Source organism: Streptomyces sp. NPDC057694 (genome assembly GCF_042799415.1).
Lineage (GTDB): Bacteria > Actinomycetota > Actinomycetes > Streptomycetales > Streptomycetaceae > Streptomyces.
Genome location: NZ_JBHVIX010000008.1, coordinates 95,277 through 120,986 on the forward strand (window position 1 = coordinate 95,277; position 25,710 = coordinate 120,986).

Below are 25,710 nucleotides of genomic sequence, written 5' to 3' on the forward strand. Positions count from 1 at the left end.
CACCCCTCCCCTCCGCCAAGGAGTCCCCATGCGCGAACGCCTCCCGCACGAAATCGTCGCCTCCGTACTCGCCGGCCTCACGGCGTTCATCGGCGGCAACGCGCTCCATCTGCCGCCCTGGGCGATCTTCATCTCGTGGGCGGGCACCTTCCTGCTGGGCGGCCCGAGCCTCGCCAACGCCAGGAAGCTGTGGTTCGCGATGCCCGCGGGCTCGACGTTCGCACTGGTCATCGTGGTGATCGAGAACCACGCGGGCGGCGCGTTCGGCGACGGCCAGTGGGCCCGCAACACGTTCCAGGCGCTGGTCATCCTCGTCGTCAACAGCGCTCTGATGTACGCGGGCCGGCTGAAGGCCCTCGCCCTGATCCCCGGCATGTTCTTCGGGTTCGCCAGCTACTTCGCGACGTACTTCGGCGGCTTCGGCCACGATCCGGGGAACGTGTGGGTGGCCTGGCTCAGCGTCGTCGCGATGAACGCCCTGGGCCCGGTCTTCGCGTACCTGTCGACGAAGCTGACCTTCGCGACGGCGAACGCTCCCCGCTCTTCGGCGGCCTCCGAGACCGAGCCGGTCCAGCAGGCCTAGGGCGTGCGCCGAAGGTTCTAGAGGGCGCCCAGGGCCAGGGCCACCCGCACCGCTCCGGCCTGCTCGAAGATCTCCTGGGCGATCTCCCACTGCCCGGGCGCCCGGCGCGCGTACTCCCGCCACCCCGTGACGACGAGCAGCAGCCCGCGCTCGGCGGCCTCCTCCGGCAACTGCCCGGGGTCGCCGAGCGCGTCGGCCAGCGCGTCCCAGTTCCGCCCGAACCACTGCGGCAGGTCGAGGGCGGCGGCGCAGCGTTCCATGAAGGCGGCCTTGTCGACGGCCCCGTCGAGATCGAGCACCCGGACCGTCCAGTCACCGCTCGCGCTCATCGCAGCACTTCCTTGAACGACTCGTAGTGGTCATCGGTGTAGTACGTCTCCCGCTCGTCACCGGTGACGAGACGCCGGGCACCACGGTCGCGCGAGCCCGGGGTGGGCACGGTGTACTCGTGGTAGTAGCCGCGCCGCTGCTCGGGCAACTCGTGCTCGTAGTTCCCGAAGACGCTGCCGTCCTTCGCGTACGGGAAGGGCCCGCCCTGATCGATGAGGGTGAGCGTCCGCCGAGCTTCGACGGGCAGCTGACTCTCCCGGACGGTGCCCATGCCCGAGCCGGAACACCCGACGAGAAGCGCACAACAGACCAGCAGCAGACAAAGAAGACGACGAGCCACCATCAAGCCTCTTGGGGGTCCCCCCGGACGGAGTCTGGGGGATGATTGAGGAGCGGGGCCCGGGGCGGAGCCCCGCGACCTACACTCCGTCGGGGTCGGCCCTCTGCAACGCAGGCTTCGGCGTCGGCCCGGCAGTCAGCAAATAATCGGCAGCGGACGTGTCGGTGACCAGACTGGTCACCAGCCCCGACCGCAGCACGGCATCAATGGCGGCAGCCTTCCGCTGCCCACCCGCGATCGCGACGACCTCAGGTATCCGCCGCAGCCGCTCCGCCTCCACCGTGATGCACCGCTCGCCGAGATCCCGACCGACCCGACGCCCCTGGGCGTCGAACAGGTGGGCCGACATCTCGGCGGCGACGCCCAGCGACGCGTAGTGCGCGCGCTCCTCGTCGCTGAGCATGTCGTGCACGGTGGAGATGCCCGGCTCCCAGGAGCCGATGGACACGCACGCCACGGTGACCTTGTCGAAGTACTCGAAGGCGCGGGCGATCCCGGTCTGGTTGCGCAGCGCCGCGGCGGTCGCCTCGTCGGGGAGCAGCATCGGGGCGTAGATCGGGTGCGCGTCCCCGCCGGACACCTGCGCGGCCCGCCGCACGGCCTCCACGGAGCCGCGCTCCGCGGTCCCGGCGTCGTACACACCGGTCAGCTGCACGACGGTGCACGGCGGGAGCCGGTCGAGAGCGGCGGCCATGTGAATGGTGGAGCGGCCCCACGCGAGACCCAGGACATCGCCCTCGGTGACGAGCTCGCCGAGCAGATCGGCGGCGACCTCTCCCAGGTTCTCGGGGTCGGGCGACTCCTCGGCCTCGGCCGGCGACTCGACGACCACCACGTGCCGCAGTCCGTACCGCGCGCGCAGCGCGTCGGAGCGATCGGCGTCCAGCTCGGCCGGGACCCGGATCTCGATGCGTACGAGATCTCGCTCCAGGGCGGTCTCCAGGACCCGGGCCACCTTGAAGCGGCTGACGCCGAACTCCTCGGCGATCTGGATCTTGGACTTGCCCTCCAGATAGAAGCGGCGGGCCATGGCCGCCGCCTGCATCAGCTCCGCGGGTCCCATCCGCAGGGCTGCGCGTCCCGCCGATGATGCGGACACGGCGATCTCCTCACTGCTCTTCTTCACGACTCACACGACAACAGTGGACACAAGTACTGATACCGCGCCCACCGCACGTACTTCTGTTCACAACCTGGATACGCCGTTCATCCTTGCAGATCCGGCGGGCTTGATCAGCCCTGATGGAACGGCGTTCACGGAACCGTGGCTCAGTGGCCGCACGCCCAGGTCGACGCCGCCGCCGCCTGCTCGCGCAAGCCTCGCACCGCCTCGGCCGGGTCGCTCGCCCCGTATACGGCCGAACCGGCGACGAACACGTCCGCCCCCGCCTCCGCGCACCGCTCGATGGTCGACGCGGAGACCCCGCCGTCGACCTGCAGCCACAGCTCGAGCCCGTGCTTGGAGATCAGCTCACGCGTCCGACGGATCTTCGGCAGCATGATGTCCAGGAATGCCTGCCCGCCGAACCCGGGCTCAACCGTCATGATCAGCAGCATGTCCAGCTCAGGCAGCAGATCCTCGTACGGCTCGATGGGGGTCGCCGGCCTGAGCGCCATCGAGGCGCGGGCGCCCTTGGCGCGGATCTCCCGGGCGAGCCGGACGGGCGCGTGGGCGGCCTCCGCGTGGAAGGTGACGGATCCGGCACCCGCTTCGACGTACTGGGGAGCCCAGCGATCGGGGTCCTCGATCATCAGATGGCAGTCCAGCGGGGTGTCCGTCGCCCGTGCCAGCGACTCTACGACCGGCACCCCCAGGGTGAGGTTCGGGACGAAGTGGTTGTCCATGACGTCGACATGGAGCCAGTCGGCGCCCGCGACGGCCTGCGCCTCGTCGGCGAGGCGGGCGAAGTCCGCGGAGAGGATGCTGGGGTTGATCTGAACGGCCATGCCCCAAGACTGCCATGCCGAAGCCGTCTTTCCCTCCCCGGTCTGGACCAGCCTTGCATTCCAGGCCCGCTTTCGAGCACGAGCCCTCACCATCCAAGCCCAGACCGGCCCCCTTCAAGCCCGTCCGGCGATTGAGGACCGGGGCCTGGGGCAGAGCCCCAGAACCTCAGCCCCCACGCACCCGCACGTGCCCCTAGGCGGTCCGCCGAATCAACGCCAAATACATCGCATCGGTCCCGTGCAGATGCGGCCACAACTGCACATCGGGCCCCTCCCCCAACCCGGGCACACCCTCCAACAAAGGCCGCGCATCGATGAGTTCGGCCCCGCCCACAGACTTCAGCACGTCATCGACGACAGCCCGAGTCTCGGCAAGGTGCGGCGAGCACGTCGCGTACCCCACGACCCCCCCGACCCGCACGGACTCAAGGGCGGTCCGCAACAACCCCCGCTGCAGCGGAGCGAACCCGTCCAGATCCTCCGGCCGCCGCCGCCACCGCGCCTCGGGCCGCCGCCGCAGGGCGCCGAGCCCCGTGCAGGGCACGTCCATGAGGACCCGGTCGAACGACCCGGGCCGCCACGGCGGCCGCGTCCCGTCCGCCGCGATCACCTGGTACGGCCCCGGATTGCCGGCCAGCGCCTTGGCGACGAGTCCGGCCCGGTGCGGCTGCTTCTCGGAGGCGAGGAGCACGGCGCCCCGCTCGGCGGCGAGCCCGGCGAGCATGGCGGCCTTGCCGCCCGGCCCGGCGCACCCGTCGAGCCACTTGCTGTCGGATCCCTCGACCGGAGCGTTCGCGAGCGCGAGCGCGACCAGCTGGCTGCCCTCGTCCTGCACGCCGGCGCGCCCGGTCCTGACGACGTCGAACGATCCCGGCTCACCGCCCTCGGCGAGCCGCACGGCATACGGCGACCAGCGCCCCGGCAGCCCCGAGTCCTCCCCGACCTCGGCGAGCACGGCCTCCGCGGTGGTCCGCCCGGGCCGGGCCACGAGCGTCACCTCGGGCCGCTCGTTGTCCGCCTCCAGCAGGTCCTCGATCCCGGCGCGACCGCCGCCCAGCGAGTCCCACAGGGCCGACACCACCCATCGCGGATGCGAATGCACCACGGCGAGATGATCCTCGGGATCCTCGTCGTACGGAGGCGCGACGCGCTCCAGCCAGGCGTCGAGGTCGTGCTGCGAGACCTTCCGCAGCACCGCGTTGACGAACTTGGCCCGCCCGTCGCCGAGCACCACCCGCGCCAGCTCCACCGAGGCGGAGACGGCGGCGTGCGTCGGGATCCGCGTGCCGAGCAGCTGGTGCACGCCCAGGTTCAGCACGTCCAGGACCGGCGGATCGACCTCCCTGAGGGGCCGGTCGATGCAGGCCGCCACGATCGCGTCGTACGTCCCCTGCCGCCGCAGCGTCCCGTAGACGAGTTCCGTCGCGAGGGCCGCGTCGCGCCCGTCGAACTTGTCGGGCCCCTCCTTCTCGCGCGCCTTGCGCAGCAGCGGCGGCAGCACGAGGTTCGCGTACGCGTCCCGCTCGTCGACCGCGCGCAGCGCCTCGAAGGCGAGGATGCGCACCGGGTCCTTCTTGGGACGACGGTGGGGCTTGCCGGGCTTGCGGGGGCCCTTGCCGGAGGAGGCGGGCTGGGCGTGCTGGTCGTTCAAAGGTGCTCCGCTACTGGATTCGTACGGGCGTCGCGCTCAAGGTCGTACGCCGATGTGAACCCTCCCAGCCTACGACCAGGCCCCCTCCCGGGCTCTCCGGGCCCCTACGGGCCCCTGCGGGCCTCAGCCCAGCAGCTCGCCCACCGTGATCCGCACGCCGCGCGCCCAGTCCGCCGCCGCCATCGGCTTCTTGCCCTGGGCCTGCACCCACAGCAGCTCGACGGCGTACGAGCCCGTGCCGACGTACAGGTTCTTCTTGCCGACGGCCATCTCGCCCGGTGCCAGGTCCGTGCGGTCCGGCACGGGCACGGCGGAGCGCACCTTGAGCCGCTCCCCGCGGAACTCGGTCCAGGCGCCGGGCGCCGGGGTGCAGCCGCGCACCACCCGGTCGACCCGGAGCGCGGGCGCGGCCCAGTCGATCCGGGCGTCCTCGACGGTGATCTTCGGGGCGAGGGAGATGCCGTCGGCGGGCTGCGGCACGGCCTGCACGGAGCCGTCCTCGATCCCGTCCATGGTCGCGACGAGCAGCCCGGCGCCGGCGAACGCGAGCCGCGTCAGCATGTCGCCACTGGTGTCCGTGGACCGGACCGCCTCCGTCACCGTGCCGTACACCGGCCCGGAGTCGAGCCCCTCCTCGATGAGGAAGGTCGAGGCGCCCGTGATCTCGTCCCCGGCCATGATCGAGTGCTGCACGGGCGCGGCGCCGCGCCAGGCGGGCAGCAGCGAGAAGTGCAGATTGACCCAGCCGCGGGCCGGCACGTCGAGCGCGATCTTCGGCAGCAGCGCGCCGTAGGCGACGACGGGGCAGCAGTCCGGGCCGATCTCGCGCAGCCGGGCCAGGAACTCCTCGTCGCGCGGCTTGGCGGGCTTGAGCACCTCGATGCCCGCCTCCTCGGCCCGCTCGGCGACCGGGCTCGCGATCAGGCGGCGGCCGCGACCAGCGGGGGCGTCGGGCCGGGTGACGACCGCGACGACCTCGTGCCGGTCGGAGGCGATCAGGGCGTCCAGGGCGGGAACGGCGACCTCGGGGGTGCCGGCGAAGACGAGCTTCATCGATGGATCGTGGCCTCTCGGGCGGGGTGACGGGCAGCGCACCAGTCTATGGGCGCCCGCTCGCACATACGCATGGGGCGCACGCCAGAACGTGCGCCCTGCGCATATGCGGATACGCCCGAACAGCGTGACCCCTCACCGGATGGCGCGTTGGTCAAGAAAGAGTTGACCAGTCAGCGGGCCGTGGTCACTCGATCGTCGTCACACGCAGTCGCCGATCGGTGCTTGACCGGCCCCATCATTTTCATCTTTCATCGCCGGTTCGAGAGGCTTGTAAATGGCCGACCACGCAACCCACGACGCCCAGGCACGGGCCAGCCTGCACCTGCTGGTGCGGGACATCGAGCGGGTCCGGCGGCAGGTGGACGCACTGCGCACCCTCACCGCACAGCTCGGCAACGTCTACCGCCCGCGCCGCTCAGGCCCCTCCGCGGGCTTCGTCGTCTACGGCAGGGCGCCCGCCCCGACCGTCCGCCTCGCCCAGGAGCTGCGGGACAGCGTCGAGACCCTGGTGACAGCGGCCGTGGACTTCGACCGCTCGCTGGGATTCTCGTGGGACGCGGTGGGCTCCGCGCTCGGAGTCACCAAGCAGGCGGTGCACCGCCGCTACGGGGCGCGCCGGGCCGCGACCCAGGCCGCCGCCGAGGCCGAGCGGGCCACCGAGACCCCGACGGCCACCGCACCCCGGCCGCCCGTTCCGCTGACCGCGGGTCCGCTGGCCACAGGTCCGCTGAGCACGGGCCCGCTTCCGTCGGTGCCCGCCGCCCGGTCGATGCCGACCCAGCCGACGGCGGGCAGCTCCGGCCTGCGCGAAGAGGCGCGCCCGAGCGCCTTCCCCGGCCCGCGCAACGGTTGAGCCGCGTTCGACACAGCCTCCCCGCACATCGTGTCCGGGGAGGCTTTGCCATGTTGACGCTCCCGCGGCAATCCGGCCTGACGCCGGGTCACCCGATGTCGAGCGGGTCGACCCGCACGCGCACCGGCTCGTTCCCCCCGCGCGCCATCCGCGCCGCCTGCGCCTGCTTGAGGGCCGCGGCGAGCGCGGCGCCGCTGCCCGGCGGAACCCGCACGAGCACCCGCTCCCAGTGCTCACCGGGCGGGGGCGCGCCCGGCCTGCGCGTGCCCCCGCCGGCGCTCTCGGGCACCGGCACGGGCCCCAGCACCTCGGCGTCCGCGGGCAGTTCGACCGCGCTCAGGAATCCGGCCAGCGCGTCCGGCTGACCGCTCACCGCGGCCATCCGGGACACCGGCGGGAACCCCAGCTCGGCCCGGTCGCCGAGTTCCCGCACCGCGTGCCCCACAGGGTCCCAGCGCACCAGTGCCTGCACAGGCAGCAGGGTCGGCTCGGCCACGACGACGACGGTGCCGCCCGCCTCCTGGGGCCTGACCAGCGAGGACGCCGCGATCCAGCGCCGCAGGGCGTCCTCGCCGGCCCGCAGATCGGCGCGGCCGAGCATGGCCCAGCCGTCGAGCAGCAGCGCCGCCGCGTAGCCTCCTTCGGCGACCGGCTCGGCGCCCGGTGTGCTCACCACGAGCGCGGGCTCCCCGGACACGGTGTCGAGCACCTGCTCGCGCCCCGAGGTCCGCACCGGGACGGCGGCGAACGCCCGGCCCAGCTCCTCGGCGGTCCGCCGGGCGCCGACGACCTGGGCCCGCAGCCGGGTGCCCCCGCACTCGGCGCAGCTCCAGCCGGGCTCCTCGCGGCCGCACCAGCCGCAGGCGAGCACGCCGGTCGCCTCCCGTGCCTCCAGCGGCCCGGCGCACGCCCGGCAGCGGGCGGGCTCCCGGCAGCGCTGGCAGGCGAGCCGGGGCACGTAGCCGCGCCGGGGCACCTGCACAAGCACCGGGCCCTCGCGCAGCGCCGTCCGCGCGACCTCCCACGCGATGCTGGGCAGCCGGGCCGCGCGCGCCGCCTCGTCCCGCGCGAGATCGAGATCGCCGACGGTCCGCACGAGCGGTGCGGTCCGGCGCACCTCGGCCCGCGGGGCGGCGACAGCGGCGGCCCACCCGCTGCGCACCAGCTGCGCCGCTTCGACGGTGCAGCTCCAACTCCCCGCCAGGAAGGCGCACTTGTCCCGGGCGGCCCGCAACTCCAGTACCTCGCGCACGTGTGGGAAGGGCGCATGGTCGTCGCTGTGGTGCGCGTCCCCGTCGTCCCACACCACCACGAGCCCCAACTCCCTTACGGGGGCGAACATGGCGGCCCTGGTCCCCACCACGGCCCGCACTGTCCCGCGGCGCACGGCGAGCCACTCCGAGTACCGCCGCTGCTGCCCGGCCTCGGAGGTGAGCAGGGCGTGCTGTCCCGGCCCGAGCAGCTCCCGCATCGCCTGATCGACGCGCGCGGCGAGTCGCACGGTCGGTACGACGACCAGGGCTCCGCGCCCCGACGCCAGGGTCGCCTGCACGGCCCGGGCGATCTCCTCGGCCCACTCGGGACCCGGCAGCGCGGTCCACACGGCCCGCGGCGAGCCCCCCGCGGCGAGCGAGGCGACGAAGTCGGCCCCGCGCTCGTAGCGCTGCCAGGAACCGGGCTCGGGAACGGCGGGCGGCGCGGGCGGGGCCGGGAACTCCCGTGCCTCGGCCTTGGCGTGCCGCGGCGGGATCGCGAGCTGGAGCACATCGGCGAGGCTCCCCGCGTACCGGTCGGCCACGGCCCGCGTCAGCCCCAGCAACTCCGCGTCGAGCACCTGCTCGGGCGACACCACCTGCGCCAGGGCGGCAAGGGGTCCCTGGTACTCGGCCTCGGCGACGCGCTCGACGAGGAACCCGTCGATGAGCCCACCGCCCTCGCGCCGCCCGTCCCGCACGTTCTTCGACCCGGCCCCGAACCGCACCCGGACCCGCACGCCCGGCTGCGCGACGGCATCGAGCTCCTCGGGCACCGCGTACTCGAAGTACCGGTCGAGATGCAGCACCCCCTTGTCGACGAGCACCCGCGCGACGGGCAGCTCCTTGGCCAGCGCGGCCCCCCGCCACGTCCGCGGCTTGGCCTTCGGCGCCTTGGCCCGGCGCACACTCTCCCGAATCAACGCGAGCTGCTCGGGCTCACTCCCACCGCCGTCCCGCTCGGGCCTGTCGTTCTCGCTGCTCACAGGTGCATTCCTACCAGAGGGAACTGACAGCGGTCCGGGCCGCGGACGGGCCCGCCCCCGCGTCCGGAAAGCAGTGGGCCCGGTTCTCCCAAAGGAGAACCGGGCCCACAGGGCATGACGCGGGACCTACACCCCGGCAGCCTTGCGCAGCGCGTCCACGCGGTCCGTCCGCTCCCAGGTGAAGTCGGGCAGCGCGCGCCCGAAGTGGCCGTAGGCGGCCGTCTGGGAGTAGATCGGGCGGAGCAGGTCGAGGTCGCGGATGATCGCGGCCGGGCGGAGGTCGAAGACCTCGGAGATCGCCGACTCGATCTTGTCCGTGTCGACCGTCGCGGTGCCGAACGTCTCGACGAACAGGCCCACCGGCTCGGCCTTGCCGATCGCGTACGCGACCTGGACCTCGCAGCGCGAGGCCAGACCCGCGGCCACGACGTTCTTGGCGACCCAGCGCATCGCGTACGCGGCGGAACGGTCGACCTTGGACGGGTCCTTGCCCGAGAAGGCGCCGCCGCCGTGGCGGGCGTAGCCGCCGTACGTGTCGATGATGATCTTGCGGCCGGTCAGGCCGGCGTCGCCCATCGGGCCGCCGATCTCGAAACGGCCGGTCGGGTTCACCAGGAGGCGGTAGCCCTCGGTCTCCAGCTTGATGCCGTCGTCCAGGAGCGCCTTCAGCTCCGGCTCCACGACGAACTCGCGGATGTCGGGGGCGAGCAGCGACTCCAGGTCGATGTCGCTCGCGTGCTGCGAGGAGACCACGACCGTGTCGAGGCGGACGGCCTTGTCGCCGTCGTACTCGATGGTGACCTGCGTCTTGCCGTCGGGGCGCAGGTACGGGATCGTGCCGTTCTTGCGGACCTCGGACAGGCGGCGCGACAGACGGTGCGCGAGGTGGATCGGGAGCGGCATCAGCTCCGGCGTCTCGTCGCACGCGTAGCCGAACATCAGGCCCTGGTCGCCCGCGCCCTGCTTGTCCAGCTCGTCGTCATCGCCCTCGACCCGCTTCTCGTACGCGGTGTCGACACCCTGCGCGATGTCCGGGGACTGCGAGCCGATCGAGACCGAGACGCCACAGGACGCGCCGTCGAAGCCCTTCTTCGACGAGTCGTAGCCGATCTCCAGGATCTTCTCGCGCACGAGCTGCGCGATCGGCGCGTACGCCTTGGTGGTGACCTCGCCGGCCACGTGCACGAGGCCCGTGGTGATCAGCGTCTCGACGGCCACGCGGGACGTGGGGTCCTCGCGCAGGAGCGCGTCGAGAATGGTGTCGCTGATCTGGTCAGCGATCTTGTCGGGGTGGCCCTCGGTGACGGACTCCGAGGTGAACAGGCGACGGGACACAACGCTCCCTGTGGTTGCAGCGGCTGCTGGCTGATCATTTACGGATGGGTACGGGAGCTGCGCCCGACGACATCCAGAAACAGTTTATCGGTCGTGCTCGCTCGCCGGACCACGCGTCTCGCCTACTGGGAGCGCTGTGACCTGCGACACCGCATTCTCCGATATGACGATCGGTCTTAGGAAGAGTGAGGGACGCCCGAAATTCCGGTGTTTTCGGGGGTTCGGTGCGCCCAAAGGGGCGAATGCGGGTTTTCACTCTTTTTGGGGCAACCGGGATGCGACGGCATCCCAGATACGGTCCGCGAGTGCTTCCTTGGGGCCGTACGGAACCGGGTTCTCACTGCCGTCGGAGCCGAGGATGACGGCCTCGTTCTCCTCCGCGCCGAACGTCTTGCGCTCCCCGACCTCATTGACGACGAGCAGGTCACAGCCCTTTCGGGCGAGCTTGGCGCGGCCGTTGGCGAGGACGTCGTCGGTCTCGGCGGCGAAGCCGACGACCACCTGGCCGGGGCGCGCCCGCCCGGCGGAGATCTCGGCGAGGATGTCCGGATTGCGGACCAGGGTGATCGGCGCGGGCTCCTCGCCGTCCTTCTTCTTGATCTTGCCGGTGGCGTACGCCTGGGGGCGGAAGTCGGCGACGGCCGCGGCCATGACGACCGCGTCGGCGTCGGCGGCCGCCTTCAGGACCGCCTCGCGCAGCTGCACGGCGGTACCCACGTGGACGACGTCGACGCCGGCCGGGTCGGGCAGGGTCGCGTTCGCGGACAGCAGCGTGACCCGGGCGCCGCGCGCGGCGGCGGTGCGGGCGAGCGCGTAGCCCTGCTTGCCGGAGGAGCGGTTGCCGAGGAAGCGGACCGGGTCGAGGGGCTCGCGGGTGCCGCCGGCGCTGACGACGACGTGCCGCCCGGACAGGTCCGGGGCCTCGGCGCCGCGGGCGAGCACCCGGCGCACGTACTCGAAGATCTCCACCGGGTCGGGGAAGCGCCCCTTGCCGGTGTCCACGCCGGTCAGCCGGCCGACGGCGGGCTCGATGACGAGGGCGCCGCGGCGGCGCAGCGTGGCGACGTTCTCCTGGGTCGCCGGGTGCTCCCACATCTCGGTGTGCATCGCGGGCGCGAAGATCACCGGACAGCGGGCGGTGAGGAGCGTGTTGGTGAGGAGGTCGTCGGCGAGGCCGTGGGCCGCCTTGGCCAGCATGTCGGCCGTGGCCGGGGCGACGACCACGACATCGGCGTGCTGGCCGATGCGCACGTGCGGGACCTCGTGGACGGAGTCCCAGACCTCGGTGGAGACCGGGTTGCCGGAGAGGGCGGACCAGGTCGCGGCGCCGACGAAGTGCAGCGACGAGTCGGTGGGGACGACGCGTACGTCGTGGCCGGACTCCGTCAGCCGACGCAGCAGCTCGCACGCCTTGTAGGCGGCGATCCCACCGCTGACTCCCAGAACGACCTTCGGCTTCGACGGCACCGGCTCTCCCCTGACTCCACTGCGTACGAGGAAACGTACGACTCCATGACACACCACAGGCCCGGCAGAAGCTCTGCCGGGCCTGTGACGACGTACATACCGCGAGAGACGAGCGTTACTGCGCCGGGCCCTCGATGGCCTCGGACGTCAGCAGACCCGCGTTGATCTCGCGCAGGGCGATCGAGAGCGGCTTCTCGTGGACGTGGGTGTCCACCAGCGGGCCGACGTACTCGAGGAGGCCCTCACCGAGCTGCGAGTAGTACGCGTTGATCTGACGCGCGCGCTTGGCGGCGTAGATGACCAGGCTGTACTTCGAGTCGGTGGCTTCGAGCAGCTCATCAATCGGCGGGTTGATGATGCCCTCGGGCGCGGTAATGGAAGAGGACACTCTCTGCCTTCCGATGGGCGCCGGAACCGGAGGGGTCCCGACTGGGGTAAAGATCAAAGAACTTTCATCAAGGCTAGCAGCTCGCGCGCTACGTCCTCGACGGAGGTATTGACAAGGGTCGTGTCGAACTCCGCCTCCGAGGCCAGCTCCACCTTGGCGGTGTCGAGACGGCGCTCGATCACCTCGGCGGACTCGGTACCGCGCCCGGTGAGCCGGCGCACCAGCTCGTCCCAGCTCGGCGGGGCGAGGAAGACCAGCTGCGCCTCGGGCATCGACTCACGGACCAGACGCGCGCCCTGGAGATCGATCTCGAGGAGCACCGGCTCGCCCGCTTCGAGGCGGTCGAGGACGGCACGCCGCGGGGTGCCGTAGCGGTTCCCCGCGAATTCGGCCCACTCAAGGAGCTCGCCGTTGGCGATCAGCTTGTCCATTTCCTCGTCGGTGACGAAGAAGTACTGGACACCGTGCTTCTCGCCCGGGCGCGGCTTACGGGTCGTCGCCGACACCGAGAGCCAGACCTCGGGGTGTTCCTTGCGCATATGAGCGACGACCGTGCTCTTGCCGACCCCGGAGGGGCCGGAGAGCACGGTCAGCCGCGGACGTTCACTCATGCAGCGATTATTCCAGTTGTTCCGGAGTGCCCGGACCAGCCCCGGGGCCGGCCCGGAGTCACTCAGGCGCCGGTGCTGCCGAACTCGCGCTCCAGGGAGGCGATCTGGTTGGAACCGAGACCGCGCACCCGGCGGGATTCGGAGATCCCGAGGCGCTCCATGATCTGCTTGGCGCGGACCTTGCCCACGCCAGGCAGGGACTCAAGCAGGGCGGAGACCTTCATCTTGCCGATGACGTCGTTCTCCTGGCCCTGCTTGATGACCTCGTGCAGGGAGGCGCCGGAGTGCTTGAGTCGATTCTTGACCTCGGCCCGCTCCCGGCGAGCCGCGGCGGCCTTTTCGAGCGCGGCTGCGCGCTGTTCAGGGGTAAGGGGCGGAAGAGCCACGCCTACGTCACCTCGGATGTCAACTGTCGGATACGGACCGGTGCGGAAGCTGGTCGCCCCACACCTGGTGAGCTAGGAGCAACGCGCTTGCCTGCGTTCGCCCGTTCGCTCTCGTCGGAGACTAGCGGCCGCGGCGGTCAGAGTCAGCGAGAACAGAGGAAAAGTCCTGGTCAGCCTCTCCCAGGCCGCGCATTTCGGGCATATCGTCTGCTAAATCGGTCAGGATTCGGACGCTCGGCCAAAGGTCGGCACGCAGTGCCACCCCTGAGCAGCCTCAATTCGCGGTCCCGACCGCCTCACGCACCTCGTCCGCGAACCGCACGGCCGCGTCCCGCAGCGCCGTCACGGAGGGCCCCTCCTTGAGGACGCCCCGGCTCACATTCGGTACGACGTTGTGGACGGCGGAGCCGAAGACGGCCGGGAGATCGGCCGCCGTGGCGCCCTGCGCGCCGATGCCGGGCGCGAGGAGCGGGCCGTTGATGTCGAGCGCGTACGAGGACAGGTCGCCCAGGGTCGCGCCGACGACCGCGCCGAAGGAGCCCATGGGGGCCGCGCCGGCGTTCTCCTCGGTGAGGTGGGCGAGCATCGTGGCGCCCACGTTCTTCCCGTCGGCCCGCACGGCGTGCTGGACCTCGCCGCCCTCCGGGTTGGAGGTCAGCGCGAGCACGAAGAGCCCGGCGCCGGACTCGCGCGCAAGATCGACGGCCGGCTTCAGCGAGCCGTAGCCGAGGTACGGCGACACGGTGAGGGCGTCCGAGAACAGCGGGGAGTCCCGGTGCAGGAAGGTCTGGGCGTACGCGGCCATGGTGGAGCCGATGTCGCCGCGCTTGGCGTCCATGACGACGAGGGTGCCCGCGGCGCGCAGGTCGGCCACCGCCTTCTCCAGGACGGCGACCCCGCGCGAGCCGAACCGTTCGAAGAACGCCATCTGCGGCTTGACCACGGCGACCGTCTCGGCCAGCGCCTCGACGGTGGTCCGCGTGAAGGTCTCCAGGCCCGCGATGTCGTCCTTCAGGCCCCAGGAGGCCAGCAGGGCGGCGTGCGGGTCGATGCCGACGCAGAGCGGCCCGCGCTCGTCCATGACGCGGCGCAGCCGGGCGCCGAAGGGCTCCAGAGCAGTCATGCGGACACCTTCTTCACATCGGCGCCGACCGCTTCGGCGAGGGTGGCGTACGGGCTCGTACGAAGGCGGGCGGCGAGGCCCTTGTGGATCGCGCGGGCGTAGAACGGGCCCTCGTAGATGAAGGCCGAGTAGCCCTGGACCAGCGTGGCGCCGGCGAGGATGCGCTGCCAGGCGTCCTCGGCGTTCTCGACGCCGCCGACGCCCACGAGGGTGATCCGGTCCCCCACGCGCGCGTAGAGACGCCTGAGGACCTCCAGGGAGCGCTCCTTGAGGGGCGCGCCGGACAGGCCGCCGGTCTCGTTCACGACGGCGCCGGTGGTCTTCAGGCCCTCGCGGGAGATCGTGGTGTTGGTGGCGATGATGCCGTCCAGGCCCAGCTCGACGGCCAGGTCGGCGACGGCGTCGACGTCCTCGTCGGCGAGGTCGGGCGCGATCTTCACCAGGAGGGGGACGCGGTGCGCGCGGACGGTGCGGTCGGCGGCCTCGCGCACGGCGGTCAGCAGGGGGCGCAGCGCCTCGGTGGCCTGGAGGTTGCGCAGGCCGGGGGTGTTCGGCGAGGAGACGTTGACCACGAGGTAGTCGGCGAAGGCGGCGAGGCGCTCGGTGGACTTCACGTAGTCGCCGACGGCCTCCGCCTCGGGGACGACCTTGGTCTTGCCGATGTTCACGCCGACCGTGGTCCTGAAGACCGGGTTGCGGGAGGCCAGGCGGGCGGCGACGGCCAGCGAGCCCTCGTTGTTGAAGCCCATGCGGTTGATCAGCGCGCGGTCCGGGACCAGGCGGAAGAGGCGCTTCTTGGGGTTGCCGGGCTGCGGCTCGCCGGTGACGGTGCCGATCTCGATGTGGTCGAAGCCGAGCATCGCCATGCCGTCGATCGCGATGGCGTTCTTGTCGAATCCGGCGGCGAGCCCGAAGGGGCCGTGCATGCGCAGGCCGAGGGCCTCGGTGCGCAGCTCCTTGTGGCGGGGCGCGAGGGCGGCCGCCACGAAGGTGCGCAGGACGGGGGTGCGGGCCGCGCCGCGGATCCAGCGGAAGGCCAGGTAGTGGGCCTTCTCGGGGTCCATGCGCTTGAAGACGAGGTTGAAGAACAGCTTGTACATGATGGTGTCCTCATGAAGAGGGGGACACCGTTTCCGGTGTCCCCCTCTTGGGTTGCTAGTCGCGGGCCGCGGTCAGGTGTTCCGCATGTTCCTGCAGTGAGCTGACGCCCACGTCGCCGTGGTTGAGCGCGTCGATGCCCTGGACGGCGGCCGCGAGGGCCTGGACCGTGGTCAGGCAGGGCACGGAGCGGGCCACGGCGGCCGTCCGGATCTCGTAGCCGTCGAGGCGGCCGCCGGTGCCGTACGGGGTGTTGACGATCAGGTCGACGTCACCGTCGTGGATCAGCTGGACGATCGTCTTCTCGCCGTTGGGGCCCTCGCCCTCGGACTGCTTGCGCACGACGGTGGCGTTGATGCCGTTGCGCTTGAGCACCTCGGCCGTGCCGGACGTGGCGAGCAGCTCGAAGCCGTGGGCGACCAGCTCGCGCGCCGGGAAGATCATCGAGCGCTTGTCGCGGTTGGCGACCGAGATGAAGGCGCGGCCCTTGGTGGGCAGCGGGCCGTAGGCGCCGGCCTGCGACTTGGCGTACGCCGTGCCGAAGACCGAGTCGATGCCCATGACCTCGCCGGTGGAGCGCATCTCCGGGCCGAGGACCGTGTCGACGCCGCGGCCGTGGATGTCGCGGAACCGCGACCACGGCATGACGGCCTCCTTGACGGAGATCGGCGCGTCGAGCGGCAGGGTGCCGCCGTCGCCGGTCTTCGGGAGCAGGCCCTCGGCGCGCAGCTCGGCGACGGTGGCGCCCAGCGAGATGCGGGCGGCGGCCTTCGCGAGCGGCACCGCGGTCGCCTTCGAGGTGAAGGGCACGGTGCGCGAGGCGCGCGGGTTCGCTTCGAGGACGTAGAGGATGTCCCCGGCCATGGCGAACTGGATGTTGATCAGTCCGCGCACGCCGACGCCCTTGGCGATGGCCTCGGTCGAGACGCGCAGGCGCTTGATGTCGTAGCCGCCGAGGGTGATCGGGGGCAGCGCGCACGCCGAGTCGCCGGAGTGGATGCCGGCTTCCTCGATGTGCTCCATGACGCCGCCGAGGTACAGCTCCTCGCCGTCGTACAGGGCGTCGACGTCGATCTCGATGGCGTCGTCCAGGAAGCGGTCGACGAGGACCGGCCGGGACGGGCTGATCTCGGTGGACTCCTCGATGTACGAGGACAGGCGGGTCTCGTCGTAGACGATCTCCATGCCGCGGCCGCCGAGGACGTACGACGGGCGGACGAGGACCGGGTAGCCGATCTCGTCGGCGATCGCCTTCGCCTCCGCGAACGTGGTGGCCGTGCCGTGCTTCGGGGCCGGCAGGCCCGCCTCGGCGAGGACGCGGCCGAAGGCGCCGCGGTCCTCGGCGGCGTGGATCGCCTCCGGAGAGGTGCCGACGACCGGCACGCCGTTGTCCTTGAGCGCCTGCGCGAGGCCCAGCGGGGTCTGGCCGCCGAGCTGCACGATGACGCCCGCGATCGGGCCCGCGAGGGACTCGGCGTGCACGATCTCCAGCACGTCCTCGAGCGTCAGCGGCTCGAAGTACAGGCGGTCGGACGTGTCGTAGTCCGTGGAGACCGTCTCCGGGTTGCAGTTGACCATCACGGTCTCGTAGCCCGCGTCGCTGAGCGCGAAGGAGGCGTGGACGCAGGAGTAGTCGAACTCGATGCCCTGGCCGATGCGGTTCGGGCCGGAGCCCAGGATGATCACAGCGGGCTTGGTGCGGGTCGCGACCTCGGACTCCTCGTCGTACGAGGAGTAGAAGTACGGCGTCTTGGCGGCGAACTCGGCGGCGCAGGTGTCGACCGTCTTGTAGACCGGGCGGACGCCCAGGGCGTGCCGGACCTCGCGGACGACGTCCTCGCGCAGGCCGCGGATCTCGGCGATCTGGTGGTCGGAGAAGCCGTGGCGCTTGGCCTCGGCGAGCAGCTCGGCGTCGAGCCGCTCGGCGGCGGCCAGCTCGTCCGCGACCTCCTTGATCAGGAACAGCTGGTCCACGAACCACGGGTCGATCTTCGTGTAGTCGAAGACCTCCTCGGGCGTGGCACCGGCGCGGATCGCCTCCATGACGGTGTTGATCCGGCCGTCGGTCGGGCGGACCGACTCTTCGAGGAGGGCGGTCTTGTCGCCGGTCGCGCCGACGAAGGTGAACTGCGAGCCCTTCTTCTCCAGGGAGCGCAGCGCCTTCTGGAACGCCTCGGTGAAGTTGCGGCCGATCGCCATGGCCTCGCCGACCGACTTCATGGTCGTCGTCAGCGTGGAGTCGGCGCTCGGGAACTTCTCGAAGGCGAACCGCGGGGCCTTCACGACCACGTAGTCGAGCGTCGGCTCGAAGGAGGCCGGCGTCTTCTCGGTGATGTCGTTCGGGATCTCGTCGAGCGTGTAACCGACGGCCAGCTTGGCGGCGATCTTCGCGATCGGGAAGCCCGTGGCCTTGGAGGCGAGCGCGGAGGACCGCGACACACGCGGGTTCATCTCGATGACGATGACGCGGCCGTCTTCGGGGTCGATCGCGAACTGGATGTTGCAGCCGCCGGTGTCGACGCCGACCTCGCGGATGATCGCGATGCCGATGTCACGCAGGCGCTGGTACTCGCGGTCGGTCAGCGTCATCGAGGGCGCGACGGTGATCGAGTCGCCGGTGTGGACGCCCATCGGGTCGAAGTTCTCGATGGAGCAGACGACCACGACGTTGTCGTTCTTGTCGCGCATCAGCTCCAGCTCGTACTCCTTCCAGCCGAGGATGGACTCCTCCAGGAGCACCTCGGTGGTGGGAGACAGGGTCAGGCCCTGACCGGCGATGCGGCGCAGCTCCTCCTCGTCGTGCGCGAAGCCGGAGCCGGCGCCGCCCATGGTGAAGGAGGGGCGGACGACGACGGGGTAGCCGCCGAGGGTGTCGACACCCTTCAGCACGTCGTCCATGGTGTGGCAGATGACCGAGCGGGCGGACTCGCCGTGCCCGATCTTCTTGCGGACCTCTTCGACGACGCCCTTGAAGAGGTCGCGGTCCTCGCCCTTGTTGATCGCCTCGACGTTGGCGCCGATCAGCTCGACGCCGTACTTCTCGAGGACGCCCTGCTCGTGCATGGAGATCGCGGTGTTGAGCGCGGTCTGGCCGCCGAGGGTGGGCAGCAGCGCGTCGGGGCGCTCCTTGGCGATGATCTTCTCGACGAACTCGGGGGTGATCGGCTCGACGTACGTGGCGTCGGCGATCTCCGGGTCGGTCATGATCGTCGCCGGGTTGGAGTTCACGAGGATGACCCGCAGGCCCTCGGACTTCAGGACGCGGCACGCCTGGGTGCCGGAGTAGTCGAACTCGGCGGCCTGGCCGATGACGATCGGGCCGGAGCCGATGACCAGGACGGACTGGATATCGGAGCGCTTAGGCACGCTGGCCCTCCAAGGCGGTGTTCATCAAAGACGTGAAGCGGTCGAACAGGTAGGCGGCGTCGTGCGGACCGGCCGCCGCCTCCGGGTGGTACTGGACGGAGAAGGCCGGCTGGTCGAGCAGCTGGAGGCCTTCGACGACCTGGTCGTTCAGGCAGACGTGGGAGACCTCGGCTCGGCCGAAGGGCGTCTCGCTCACCTTGTCGAGCGGCGCGTCCACGGCGAAGCCGTGGTTGTGCGCGGTGACCTCGACCTTGCCGGTGGTGCGGTCCTGCACCGGCTGGTTGATGCCGCGGTGGCCGTACTTCAGCTTGTACGTGCCGAAGCCGAGGGCGCGGCCGAGGATCTGGTTGCCGAAGCAGATGCCGAACAGCGGCGTCCTGCGCTCCAGGACGGCGGTCATCAGCGCGACGGGGCCCTCGGCGGTGGCCGGGTCGCCCGGGCCGTTGGAGAAGAACACACCGTCGGGGCCGACGGCGTAGACGTCCTCGACGCTCGCCGTGGCGGGCAGCACGTGCACCTCGATGCCGCGCTCGGCCATCCGCTGCGGGGTCATGCCCTTGATGCCGAGGTCGATGGCGGCGACGGTGAACTTCTTCTCGCCGACCGCCGGGACGACGTAGGCCTCCTTGGTGGCGACCTCCTCGTACAGGCTCAGGCCCTTCATGACGGGCTGCGCCTGGACCTTCGCGATCAGCTCGGCGTCGGACGCCAGGTCCGCGCCGGAGAAGATGCCGGACCGCATCGAGCCGCGCTCGCGCAGGTGGCGGGTGAGGGCGCGGGTGTCGATGCCGCTGATGCCGACGATGTTCTGGGCGACCAGCTCGTCGTCGAGCGAGCGCTTTGCGCGCCAGTTCGAGGGGATGCGGGCGGGGTCGCGCACGACGTAGCCCGAGACCCAGATGCGGCTCGACTCGTCGTCCTCGTCGTTCCAGCCCGTGTTGCCGATCTGCGGGGCGGTGGCGACCACGATCTGGCGGTCGTACGACGGGTCGGTCAGGGTCTCCTGGTAGCCGGTCATGCCGGTGGAGAACACGGCCTCGCCGAAGGTCTCCCCCACGGCCCCGTAGGCGCGGCCGCGGAACACGCGGCCGTCCTCCAGGACGAGAACGGCGGGAACCTTGCTGGCTCCCCTGGTGGAGGTGGTCATCGTGCGGTGCCTTCCGTCGTGATGGGCGTGGAACTCGTGTCGATCATGTTGTTGATGGCGGTGACCCACTCGGCCTGCTCGGCGGCGCGGTCGGAGCGGAACCCGGAGTCGATCAGCTTCTCGCCGTGGCTCCAGGTGACGATCAGCAGGCCGCCCTCGGCGAGGACCTTGCCGGCGATGCCCTTGTCGAGCCGGGCCTCGCGCAGCGCCGCCGTCGGGACGAAGAAGTCGTTCGCCCCCGGGCGTACGACATTCAGCCCCTCGTCGGTGAGGGTCAGCTCGACGCGGCTGCGGGTGCCGAGGCCGTGCGCCACGATGCGGTCGAGCCACTGCCCTGCCGTGGTCGAGCCGTGGTAGCGACCGCTCAGCTCCAGTTTCGCCGGGCTCTGCTCACTCGGCGCGGCGGGCAGCGGCGGTACGTCTCCCTGGAGCGTGCCGCGCCACTTCCAGCCCTGGCGCATGAGCCAGTAGACGAGCGCGATGAAGAGCAGCAGTCCGACGATCCAGCCGATCCGGCCGGGCCAGTCCGTCACGTCCGCCGACTTCTGTTCGGCGGCCAGTTGCAGCAGAGGTGTCACGCGAGCTTCCCGTCGGCGAGGGTGGCCTTGCCCCGCAGCCAGGTGTGGGTGACGCGCCCCGGCAGCTCACGGCCCTCGTACGGGGTGTTGCGGCTGCGGGAGGCGAAGCCCGCGGGGTCAACGGCTCCACGGTAGTCGGCGTCGACCAGAACCAGGTTGGCGGGCTCACCTGCCGAGACGGGGCGTCCATGGCCGTCGGCCCGCCCGATCTCGGCGGGCTTGGCGGACATCCGGTCGGCGACGCCGGCCCAGTCGAGCAGGCCCGTCTCGACCATCGTCTGCTGGACGACGCTCAGCGCGGTCTCCAGGCCGACCATGCCCATGGCGGCGGCGGCCCACTCGCAGTCCTTGTCCTCGTGCGGGTGCGGGGCGTGGTCGGTGGCGACGATGTCGATGGTGCCGTCGGCGAGCGCCTCGCGCAGCGCCATGACGTCCTTCTCGGTGCGCAGCGGCGGGTTCACCTTGTAGACCGGGTTGTACGAGCGCACCAGCTCGTCGGTGAGGAGCAGGTGGTGCGGGGTGACCTCGGCGGTGACGTCGATGCCGCGGGACTTGGCCCAGCGCACGATCTCGACGGACCCGGCGGTCGACAGGTGGCAGATGTGCACGCGGGACCCGACGTGCTCGGCGAGCAGGACGTCCCGGGCGATGATCGATTCTTCGGCCACGGCCGGCCAGCCGCCCAGGCCCAGCTCGGCGGAGACGGTGCCCTCGTTCATCTGGGCGCCCTCGGTGAGGCGGGGCTCCTGCGCGTGCTGGGCGACGACGCCGCCGAAGGCCTTCACGTACTCCAGGGCGCGGCGCATGATCACGGCGTCGTGGACGCACTTGCCGTCGTCGGAGAAGACGGTGACGCCGGCCGCGGACTCGTGCATGGCGCCCAGCTCGGCGAGCTTGGCGCCCTCCAGGCCGACGGTGACGGCGCCGATGGGCTGCACGTCGCAGTAGCCGTGCTCCTGGCCGAGCCGGTACACCTGCTCGACGACGCCCGCGGTGTCGGCCACGGGGAAGGTGTTGGCCATGGCGAACACGGCGGTGTAGCCACCGGTGGCGGCGGCCCGCGTGCCGGTGAGGACGGTCTCGGAGTCCTCGCGGCCCGGCTCGCGCAGGTGGGTGTGGAGGTCGACGAGGCCCGGCAGGAGGACCTTGCCGTCGGCCTCGACGACCTCGGCGCCCTCGGCGCTCAGCCCGGTACCGACCTCGGCGATGACGGCGCCGTCGATCAGGACGTCCTGCGGCTCGCCGCCGAGCACCTTCGCACCACGGATCAGGATCTTGCTCATGTTGTTCAGTTCCCCTCGGTACGGGTGTGCGTGACGGCGGGCTCGTTGCCGCCCAGAAGCAGGTAGAGGACGGCCATCCGGGTGTGGACGCCGTTGGCGACCTGCTCGATGACCGTGCAGCGCTCGGAGTCGGCGACCTCGGCGGTGATCTCCATGCCGCGGACCATCGGGCCGGGGTGCATCACGATGGCGTGCTCCGGCATCTTCGCCATGCGCTCGCCGTCGAGGCCGTAGCGGCGGCTGTACTCGCGCTCGGTCGGGAAGAACGCGGCGTTCATGCGCTCCCGCTGCACGCGGAGCATCATCACGGCGTCCGTCTTCGGCAGCGTGCTGTCCAGGTCGTAACTGACGTCGCAGGGCCAGGACTCGACGCCGACGGGCAGCAGGGTGGGCGGCGCGACGAGGGTGACCTCGGCGCCGAGGGTGTGCAGCAGGTCGACGTTCGAGCGGGCGACGCGGCTGTGCAGGACGTCGCCGACGAGCGTGACGCGCTTGCCGTCCAGGCCCTGGCCGATCCCGGCGTCCCGGCCGACGAGGCGGCGGCGCATGGTGAAGGCGTCGAGCAGCGCCTGGGTGGGGTGCTGGTGGGTGCCGTCGCCGGCGTTGATGACGGGGGCGTCGATCCAGCCGGAGGTCGCGAGCCGGTAGGGGGCGCCGGAGGCGCTGTGCCGGATGACGACCGCGTCGACGCCCATGGCCTCGAGGGTCTGGGCGGTGTCCTTCAGGGACTCGCCCTTGGAGACGCTGGAGCCCTTGGCGGCGAAGTTGATGACGTCCGCGGACAGGCGCTTCTCGGCGGCCTCGAACGAGATCCGGGTGCGCGTCGAGTCCTCGAAGAAGAGGTTGCAGATGGTCCGGCCGCGCAGCGCGGGCAGCTTCTTGATGGGCCGGTCGGCGACCCGCGCCATCTCCTCGGCGGTGTCGAGGATGAGAACGGCGTCGTCGCGGGTGAGGTCGGCGGCCGAGATGAGGTGTCGCATCATCTGGGGTGCTCCGTAGAGAAGTTCAGGACGTTTCGGGGCATACGGGCGCGCGAGGGCGCACCTGTCTCGCCGCACGTGGGCACGTGCGGCAGGAGAGGTGGCTACTGCTCGGCCGCCTTGGGGTCCGGCTTGGCGCCGAGCAGTACGGCGTCGCGGCCGTCCTCCTCGGCGAGCTGGACCTTGACCGTCTCCCGCAGCGACGTGGGGAGGTTCTTGCCGACGTAGTCGGCGCGGATCGGGAGTTCGCGGTGGCCCCGGTCGACGAGGACCGCGAGCTGCACGGCGCGCGGCCGCCCGATGTCGTTCAGCGCGTCGAGCGCGGCGCGGATGGTGCGGCCCGAGAAGAGCACGTCGTCGACGAGGACGACGAGCCGGCCGTCGATCCCCGCGGCGGGGATCTCGGTGCGGGCCAGCGCGCGCGGCGGGTGCATCCGCAGGTCGTCGCGGTACATGGTGATGTCCAGCGAGCCGACGGGAACGGTGCGGCCGGTGACCTCTTCGAGCTTCTCGGCCAGGCGGCGGGCGAGGAAGACGCCCCGCGTGGGAATGCCCAGGAGGACCACGTCCTCGGCGCCCTTGGCGCGCTCGACGATCTCGTGGGCGATACGGGTCAGTACCCGCGCGATGTCAGGGCCTTCGAGAACGGACCGGGCATCGGAATTCGGCGTGTCCATACGAAACGGACCCCCTTCTCCGCCTCACGGGACGGATCTTAAAGGACGTCGGAATTGCGCCATCCACACTACCAGCCCCTCAACGCCGCTGATCACCCGCCTGAAGGTGCGGAAACGCCGGATTCGGGAGATGGTCGGTACGGACCATTCGGCTTGACGCGGCCAAGTAACGCTGCGTAACCTCACAGTGAGTTACCAGCCACGCGGCGCAGCCGCTAAGTGATGCAGTGTCCGGGGAGCTATATGTCCAGCGAATACGCCAAACAGCTCGGGGCGAAGCTCCGCGCGATCCGTACCCAGCAGGGCCTTTCCCTCCACGGTGTCGAGGAGAAGTCCCAGGGCCGCTGGAAGGCGGTCGTGGTCGGGTCGTACGAGCGCGGCGACCGTGCCGTGACCGTGCAGCGCCTCGCCGAGCTGGCGGACTTCTACGGCGTGCCGGTTCAGGAGCTGTTGCCGGGCACCACCCCGGGCGGCGCCGCCGAGCCCCCGCCGAAGCTCGTCCTGGACCTGGAGCGGCTCGCCCACGTGCCGCCGGAGAAGGCGGGTCCGCTGCAGCGCTATGCGGCGACGATCCAGTCGCAGCGCGGTGACTACAACGGCAAGGTGCTGTCGATCCGCCAGGACGACCTGCGCACCCTTGCGGTCATCTACGACCAGTCGCCCTCGGTCCTGACCGAGCAGCTGATCAGCTGGGGCGTGTTGGACGCGGACGCGCGCCGTGCCGTGGCGCACGAAGAGGCCTGATCCGGATCCGTTCAGCGGGCCGATAGAGAAGAAACGTCACATCCGAGGGGCGGAGCCGACCGGCTCCGCCCCTCGACCGTTATCCGCCCACCGCCCCGTACAGCCGCCCGATGACCTCGGGCAGCAGCCGCTCGCTCAGCTTCGGCGGCAGCGCCTGGAGGACCGCGAGGACCGGCGCCATCCGCTGCGGCAGCGCGCCGCCCTCCCCCACGCCCGCGAGGGCCAGCGCGATCTCGACCTCGTCCGGGGTCAGCGCGTCGGGGTCCAGCGAGGCCGCGGCCTCGACGATCGCCGGGTCGACCCGCACCGGACCGGCCGCGCGCGCCCGCCCCACGGCCTTGTCCAGCTCGTCGAGGAGGAGCCGCACGGTCTCCGCGTCCGCGACCGCCGCGGTGACCGTCAGATGCAGATTGGCCGGCGAGGACCCGAAGGCCGGCTGAGGCTGGAGGTACCAGCCGCTCTCGCGCATTTCGTCCGCCACGACGAACACATCCACCTCCGGATCGTCCGAGGCGACCGCGATCAGCGATGCCTCGGGGCGGGCGAGCAGTCGCAGTCCGTCGATCCCCCCGACCCCGTCGGCCAGTTCCCGGGTCGTCCGGTGGACGCGCGTCGACAGCGCGGTGTAACCATCGGTCCCGACGCGCTCGGTCACCGCCCAAGCCGCGGCGAGCGGTCCGGCGGACTTGGTGCCCTGGAGGGTGGAGTTGACGACGGGGTAGCCGGGCCAGGAGGCGTGCGCGAACCAGCCGTGCCGGCGCAGCTCGGCGTCCTCGAAGAGAAGCAGCGAGGCGCCCTTCGCCGCGTAGCCGTACTTGTGCAGATCGACGGAGAGGGAGGTCACGCCGGGGACGGTGAGCCCGAAGTCGGGGATGTCCGGGGCGTCCGCGGCGCGCCTCAGGTGACCCAGGTACCAGCCGCCGATGCAGGCGTCGACGTGGCAGAGCACCCCGCGCTCCGCGGCCAGTGCGGCGACCTCGGCGACCGGGTCGATGACACCGTGCGCGTACGAAGGGGCGGAGACGACGACCAGGGCGGTGTGCTCGGTGATCGCGGCCGCGACATCGGCGGGGCGCACCTTGAAGGTGGCCGGATCGACGGGCACGGTCACCACGTCGAGGCCGAAGAGTTCGGCCGCCTTGTGGAAGGCGGCGTGCGCAGTGTCCGGGAGCACCAGCTCGGGACGGGTCACGCCCCGTGTTCTGCGCGCATGCTGACGGGCCGTCAGCACGGCGAGGAGACAGCTCTCGGTGCCGCCGCTGGTGAAGGTGCCCGCGCCGCCGCCGAGCAGCGCGGTGGCCCGTCGCACCAGATCGTTCTCCAGCTCCACGACGCTCGGGAAGGCCGTCATGTCGAGCCCGTTGACCCCGGCGAAGGCGGCCTGCGCGGCGGCCGCGAGCTCTTCGAGGCCGCCGAGTCCGGAGTCGTAGACGTACGCCATGGTGCGTCCGCCGCGGGTGGGCAGGTCGCCCGCGCGCAGCTCGGCGAGACGCTCCAGGATCGCGTCGTGGTCGGTACTCATGCGGAA

24 protein-coding genes are annotated in these 25,710 nt (G+C 71.3%); 3 read left to right on the forward strand and 21 right to left on the reverse strand.

Annotated features, from left to right (window positions below; genetic code table 11):
* The first annotated feature begins 28 nt into the window (after nucleotides 1–28).
* On the forward strand, nucleotides 29–583 hold the full coding sequence (locus ACFVDP_RS19735) for a DUF1097 domain-containing protein (RefSeq protein WP_383491113.1): 555 nt from the start codon (nucleotides 29–31) through the stop codon (nucleotides 581–583).
* 17 nt (nucleotides 584–600) lie between these two features.
* Here the strand turns inward: ACFVDP_RS19735 and ACFVDP_RS19740 are convergent, their stop codons facing one another.
* The 6 genes from ACFVDP_RS19740 to fmt form a co-directional block, all read right to left on the reverse strand.
* Nucleotides 601–912 carry a barstar family protein gene (locus tag ACFVDP_RS19740; protein WP_383491115.1) on the reverse strand — a complete coding sequence of 104 codons (312 nt, stop codon included), beginning with the start codon at nucleotides 910–912 and terminating at the stop codon, nucleotides 601–603.
* Nucleotides 909–1,256 carry a ribonuclease domain-containing protein gene (locus ACFVDP_RS19745; protein WP_383491117.1) on the reverse strand — a complete coding sequence of 116 codons (348 nt, stop codon included), beginning with the start codon at nucleotides 1,254–1,256 and terminating at the stop codon, nucleotides 909–911. The genes ACFVDP_RS19740 and ACFVDP_RS19745 overlap by 4 nt, the downstream gene beginning before the upstream one ends.
* Nucleotides 1,257–1,332: 76 nt before the next feature.
* Entirely contained in the window at nucleotides 1,333–2,316 is a 984-nt protein-coding gene (locus ACFVDP_RS19750) for a sugar-binding transcriptional regulator (RefSeq protein WP_383491489.1), read from the reverse strand.
* A 206-nt stretch (nucleotides 2,317–2,522) separates the two neighbouring features.
* Complete coding sequence (rpe, locus tag ACFVDP_RS19755; protein ID WP_383491119.1) at nucleotides 2,523–3,200, reverse strand: ribulose-phosphate 3-epimerase; 678 nt, start codon at nucleotides 3,198–3,200, stop codon at nucleotides 2,523–2,525.
* 193 nt (nucleotides 3,201–3,393) lie between these two features.
* Nucleotides 3,394–4,851 carry an RsmB/NOP family class I SAM-dependent RNA methyltransferase gene (locus tag ACFVDP_RS19760; RefSeq protein WP_383491121.1) on the reverse strand — a complete coding sequence of 486 codons (1,458 nt, stop codon included), beginning with the start codon at nucleotides 4,849–4,851 and terminating at the stop codon, nucleotides 3,394–3,396.
* 123 nt (nucleotides 4,852–4,974) lie between these two features.
* Nucleotides 4,975–5,904 (reverse strand): methionyl-tRNA formyltransferase, encoded by a 930-nt coding sequence (fmt, locus tag ACFVDP_RS19765; protein ID WP_383491123.1) that lies wholly within the window; start codon nucleotides 5,902–5,904, stop codon nucleotides 4,975–4,977.
* A gap of 277 nt (nucleotides 5,905–6,181) precedes the next feature.
* On the opposite strand from fmt, the gene ACFVDP_RS19770 reads away from it, so the two are divergent.
* Nucleotides 6,182–6,760 (forward strand): hypothetical protein, encoded by a 579-nt coding sequence (locus ACFVDP_RS19770; RefSeq protein WP_383491125.1) that lies wholly within the window; start codon nucleotides 6,182–6,184, stop codon nucleotides 6,758–6,760.
* A gap of 88 nt (nucleotides 6,761–6,848) precedes the next feature.
* On the opposite strand, the gene ACFVDP_RS19775 is transcribed toward ACFVDP_RS19770, so the two are convergent.
* The 14 genes from ACFVDP_RS19775 to pyrR form a co-directional block, all read right to left on the reverse strand.
* Complete coding sequence (locus tag ACFVDP_RS19775) at nucleotides 6,849–8,999, reverse strand: primosomal protein N' (RefSeq protein WP_383491126.1); 2,151 nt, start codon at nucleotides 8,997–8,999, stop codon at nucleotides 6,849–6,851.
* Nucleotides 9,000–9,125: 126 nt separating this feature from the next.
* Nucleotides 9,126–10,334 carry a methionine adenosyltransferase gene (metK, locus tag ACFVDP_RS19780; RefSeq protein WP_383491128.1) on the reverse strand — a complete coding sequence of 403 codons (1,209 nt, stop codon included), beginning with the start codon at nucleotides 10,332–10,334 and terminating at the stop codon, nucleotides 9,126–9,128.
* Nucleotides 10,335–10,586: 252 nt separating this feature from the next.
* Complete coding sequence (gene coaBC / locus ACFVDP_RS19785; protein ID WP_383491130.1) at nucleotides 10,587–11,801, reverse strand: bifunctional phosphopantothenoylcysteine decarboxylase/phosphopantothenate--cysteine ligase CoaBC; 1,215 nt, start codon at nucleotides 11,799–11,801, stop codon at nucleotides 10,587–10,589.
* A gap of 115 nt (nucleotides 11,802–11,916) precedes the next feature.
* Nucleotides 11,917–12,189 carry a DNA-directed RNA polymerase subunit omega gene (gene rpoZ / locus ACFVDP_RS19790; protein WP_005319902.1) on the reverse strand — a complete coding sequence of 91 codons (273 nt, stop codon included), beginning with the start codon at nucleotides 12,187–12,189 and terminating at the stop codon, nucleotides 11,917–11,919.
* Between the two features lie 53 nt (nucleotides 12,190–12,242).
* Complete coding sequence (gene gmk / locus ACFVDP_RS19795; protein ID WP_353941326.1) at nucleotides 12,243–12,800, reverse strand: guanylate kinase; 558 nt, start codon at nucleotides 12,798–12,800, stop codon at nucleotides 12,243–12,245.
* 62 nt (nucleotides 12,801–12,862) lie between these two features.
* Nucleotides 12,863–13,186: an integration host factor gene (locus tag ACFVDP_RS19800; RefSeq protein WP_026246651.1), complete on the reverse strand. Its 324-nt coding sequence runs from the start codon at nucleotides 13,184–13,186 to the stop codon at nucleotides 12,863–12,865.
* Nucleotides 13,187–13,460: 274 nt separating this feature from the next.
* On the reverse strand, nucleotides 13,461–14,309 hold the full coding sequence (pyrF, locus tag ACFVDP_RS19805) for an orotidine-5'-phosphate decarboxylase (RefSeq protein WP_383491133.1): 849 nt from the start codon (nucleotides 14,307–14,309) through the stop codon (nucleotides 13,461–13,463).
* Nucleotides 14,306–15,409, reverse strand: a complete 1,104-nt coding sequence (locus ACFVDP_RS19810) for a quinone-dependent dihydroorotate dehydrogenase (protein ID WP_383491135.1) — start codon at nucleotides 15,407–15,409, stop codon at nucleotides 14,306–14,308. The genes pyrF and ACFVDP_RS19810 overlap by 4 nt, the downstream gene beginning before the upstream one ends.
* Before the next feature lie 55 nt (nucleotides 15,410–15,464).
* On the reverse strand, nucleotides 15,465–18,773 hold the full coding sequence (carB, locus tag ACFVDP_RS19815; RefSeq protein ID WP_383491137.1) for a carbamoyl-phosphate synthase large subunit: 3,309 nt from the start codon (nucleotides 18,771–18,773) through the stop codon (nucleotides 15,465–15,467).
* Entirely contained in the window at nucleotides 18,766–19,920 is a 1,155-nt protein-coding gene (carA, locus tag ACFVDP_RS19820; protein WP_383491139.1) for a glutamine-hydrolyzing carbamoyl-phosphate synthase small subunit, read from the reverse strand. The genes carB and carA overlap by 8 nt, the downstream gene beginning before the upstream one ends.
* Nucleotides 19,917–20,498 (reverse strand): hypothetical protein, encoded by a 582-nt coding sequence (locus tag ACFVDP_RS19825; protein ID WP_383491141.1) that lies wholly within the window; start codon nucleotides 20,496–20,498, stop codon nucleotides 19,917–19,919. The genes carA and ACFVDP_RS19825 overlap by 4 nt, the downstream gene beginning before the upstream one ends.
* A complete protein-coding gene (locus ACFVDP_RS19830) occupies nucleotides 20,495–21,781 on the reverse strand; it encodes a dihydroorotase (protein ID WP_383491143.1) in 1,287 nt (428 codons plus the stop codon). Before ACFVDP_RS19830 ends, ACFVDP_RS19825 begins: the two co-directional genes overlap by 4 nt.
* Nucleotides 21,782–21,786: 5 nt before the next feature.
* Nucleotides 21,787–22,764 carry an aspartate carbamoyltransferase catalytic subunit gene (locus ACFVDP_RS19835; RefSeq protein ID WP_383491145.1) on the reverse strand — a complete coding sequence of 326 codons (978 nt, stop codon included), beginning with the start codon at nucleotides 22,762–22,764 and terminating at the stop codon, nucleotides 21,787–21,789.
* Nucleotides 22,765–22,865: 101 nt separating this feature from the next.
* Nucleotides 22,866–23,438 (reverse strand): bifunctional pyr operon transcriptional regulator/uracil phosphoribosyltransferase PyrR, encoded by a 573-nt coding sequence (pyrR, locus tag ACFVDP_RS19840; protein ID WP_383491147.1) that lies wholly within the window; start codon nucleotides 23,436–23,438, stop codon nucleotides 22,866–22,868.
* A gap of 243 nt (nucleotides 23,439–23,681) precedes the next feature.
* Between pyrR and bldD the strand changes: the two genes are divergently transcribed.
* Nucleotides 23,682–24,182 (forward strand): transcriptional regulator BldD, encoded by a 501-nt coding sequence (bldD, locus tag ACFVDP_RS19845; protein WP_093894511.1) that lies wholly within the window; start codon nucleotides 23,682–23,684, stop codon nucleotides 24,180–24,182.
* A gap of 79 nt (nucleotides 24,183–24,261) precedes the next feature.
* Here bldD and ACFVDP_RS19850 read toward each other — a convergent pair whose 3' ends face one another.
* On the reverse strand, nucleotides 24,262–25,704 hold the full coding sequence (locus ACFVDP_RS19850; protein WP_383491149.1) for a pyridoxal phosphate-dependent decarboxylase family protein: 1,443 nt from the start codon (nucleotides 25,702–25,704) through the stop codon (nucleotides 24,262–24,264).
* Between the last annotated feature and the right edge of the window lie 6 nt (nucleotides 25,705–25,710).